3 protein-coding genes are annotated in these 2,323 nt (G+C 72.9%); 2 read left to right on the top strand and 1 reads right to left on the bottom strand.

Annotation, left to right across the window (positions count from 1 at the left end):
• Nucleotides 1-196 precede the first annotated feature (196 nt).
• The gene (locus ACWDRW_RS06490; RefSeq protein ID WP_451720955.1) at nucleotides 197-820 is read left to right on the top strand and encodes a class F sortase; all 624 of its coding nucleotides are present in this window, start codon (nucleotides 197-199) and stop codon (nucleotides 818-820) included.
• On the opposite strand, the gene ACWDRW_RS06485 is transcribed toward ACWDRW_RS06490, so the two are convergent.
• Complete coding sequence (locus tag ACWDRW_RS06485; protein ID WP_451720953.1) at nucleotides 758-1,144, bottom strand: winged helix-turn-helix transcriptional regulator; 387 nt, start codon at nucleotides 1,142-1,144, stop codon at nucleotides 758-760. The two genes, ACWDRW_RS06490 and ACWDRW_RS06485, sit on opposite strands and share 63 nt — an antisense overlap.
• Before the next feature lie 124 nt (nucleotides 1,145-1,268).
• Here ACWDRW_RS06485 and ACWDRW_RS06480 point away from each other — a divergent pair, with 124 nt between their 5' ends.
• Nucleotides 1,269-2,168, top strand: a complete 900-nt coding sequence (locus tag ACWDRW_RS06480) for an NAD(P)-dependent oxidoreductase (protein WP_451720951.1) — start codon at nucleotides 1,269-1,271, stop codon at nucleotides 2,166-2,168.
• Nucleotides 2,169-2,323: the final 155 nt, after the last annotated feature.

Raw genomic sequence — 2,323 nt, 5'->3', positions numbered from 1 at the left:
GCACAAGACAGGAGCGTCAGGCCCGCAGGACGGGAGGCTCGGGCGCGCAAGACAGGGGCTTCGGGTCCGCAAGGCAAGAGGCTCGGGCGCACAAGGCAGGAGGCTCGGACGCACGAGACAGGGCGTTCGGGCGCGTAAGACAGAGGGCTGGGCGCGCAGGGGCGGCGGGCTCGGCTGCTCGGGAGAGGAGGCTCGCGTGCGCAAGTACGGCAACGCCGCGATAGCGGCCGTCACCCTGGTGGCCCTTTGCTCCGGCGCCTGGCTGCTGGGCAGCGGCGCCGCGTCGCACGCCCCGCCGCAGCCGACCGCCGCCCAGGCGCACGCCGAGCCGACCGAGCGGCAGCCGTCCGCGGCGCCCGCGCTGCCGCCCTCCCCGCCCGACCGCATCCGCATCCCGTCGATCCGGGTCAGTGCCCCCCTGACGGGCCTCGGCCTCACCCCGGCCGGCAGCCTCGACGTCCCGCCCGCCGAGCGGAAGAACCTCGCCGGCTGGTACGAGTCCGGCACCACACCCGGCGAGACGGGCACCGCGATCGTCGCGGGCCATGTCGACAACGCCGAGGGCCCCGCCGTGTTCTACCGGCTCGGCGCCCTGAAGAAGGGCAGCACCGTGGAAGTGGACCGGCGCGACGGCGGCACGGCCGTCTTCACGGTCGACTCCGTCGAGGTGTACGACGCCCGGAACTTCCCCGACGAGAAGGTCTACGGCGCGGCCCGCCGCCCCGAACTCCGGGTGATCACCTGCGGTGGCGGCTACTCACGCACCACCGGATACCAGGGCAACGTCGTCGTCTTCGCCCACCTCACCGGCAGCCGGTGACCCCAGCACGTTCCGCTTCCCCCACGCGCCCAGCGGTTCCAGGGCCGCGTTCAGGGCGACGCCCTTCGCCGTGAGCGAGTCCTCCACCCTCGGCGGCACCTCGGCGTACTCCTCCCGGTGCACGATCCCGTCCGCCTCCAGCTCGCGCAGCTGGGCGGCGAGCACCTTCTCCGTCACCCCGTCGAGCTCGCGGCGCAGTGCACCGAACCGGTGCGGACGGACCGACAGCGCCCACAGGATCAGCACCTTCCACTTGCCGCCGATCACGTCCATCGCCGCGTCGACCCCGCAGCTGTACGAGCCCGGCCGTCGCCCCGTCGCCATCTCGGTCCCCCAGTCTCGATCCGTCTCGCGCTGACTCGTCCTGCCTCGATGCTTTCCCGGCGGTAAGCACCCACTCCCAAGTACGTACTTGAGCGGCCCGTTCACCCCTACGAGGCTGAACGCCATGACTGACAACGCCTCTTCCCCGACCTCGCCCACCCCTCTCACCCTCCTCGGCGCCGGTGCCATGGGCTCCGCCCTGGCCCGCGCCTGGCTCGCCGCCGGACACCCGGTGACCGTCTGGAACCGCACAACCGCCCGAGCCGAGGCGCTGGAGAGGGAAGGGGCGACGGTGGCGAACAGCGCCGCCGCGGCCGTCGCCGCGAACCGGCTGGTCATCGCCTGTCTCCTCGATGACGACTCGCTCGGCGAGGCCCTCGCCGACGCCGACCTCACCGGCCGGGACCTGGTGAACCTCACCACCGGCACCCCGGCCGAGGGCCGCGCCCGCGCGGCCTGGGCCGAGGAGCGCGGCGCCCGCTTCGTAGATGCCGGGATCATGGCCGTACCGCCGATGATCGGCAGCCCGGACAGCGGGGCGTTCGTCTTCTACAGCGGGTCCGCCGGCCTGTTCGAGGAGCATCGGGAAACCCTCGGAGTCCCCGCCGGGACCGCCTACGTCGGCGCCGACCCCGGCTTCGCCGCCCTGCACGACGTGGCGCTGCTGAGCGGGATGTACGGCATGTTCGGCGGGATCGCGCACGCCTTCGCGCTGATCCGCGGGGAGGACATCGCGCCCAAGGACTTCGCGCCGCTGCTGGTGTCGTGGCTGACGGCCATGGCGCCCGCCGCGCTGGAGAGCGCCGCGAAACTGGAGAGCGGCGACTACACGCAGGACGTCGTGTCCAGCCTCGCCATGCAGGTCGCCGGGGTCCCGACCTTCGTACGGACGGCCGAGGAGCAGGGCGTGCGGACCGAGCTGATCCAGCCGTACTTCGACCTGATGCGCCGCCGCCTGGAGTCCGGACCGCACGAGGGCGAGGACACCACGGGCGTGATCGACCTGCTCCGGAAGGACGGCTAGTGCCGCGTGGGCCGGACCGGACCGCTTCTCGCGGCCGGGCTGACCCGAACGACAGGGCCTCTAGTGCCGCGTCAGGCAACGTTCGCCCCGTCGCGACGCCCGGCACGCACTCTCGCCGCACCGGGCACAAGCCCAAGTACATCCAGTACGAGGGC

It is taken from the genome of Streptomyces sp. NPDC003635 (assembly GCF_053587635.1).
This window is presented reverse-complemented; position numbering and strand designations above follow the sequence as displayed.

What these genes read in the sequence shown, in the direction of transcription:
- ACWDRW_RS06480 (WP_451720951.1), top strand. Translation starts at nt 1,269, where the DNA reads ATGACTGACAACGCCTCTTCCCCGACCTCGCCCACCCCTCTCACCCTC.
- ACWDRW_RS06485 (WP_451720953.1), bottom strand. Translation starts at nt 1,144, where the DNA reads ATGGCGACGGGGCGACGGCCGGGCTCGTACAGCTGCGGGGTCGACGCG.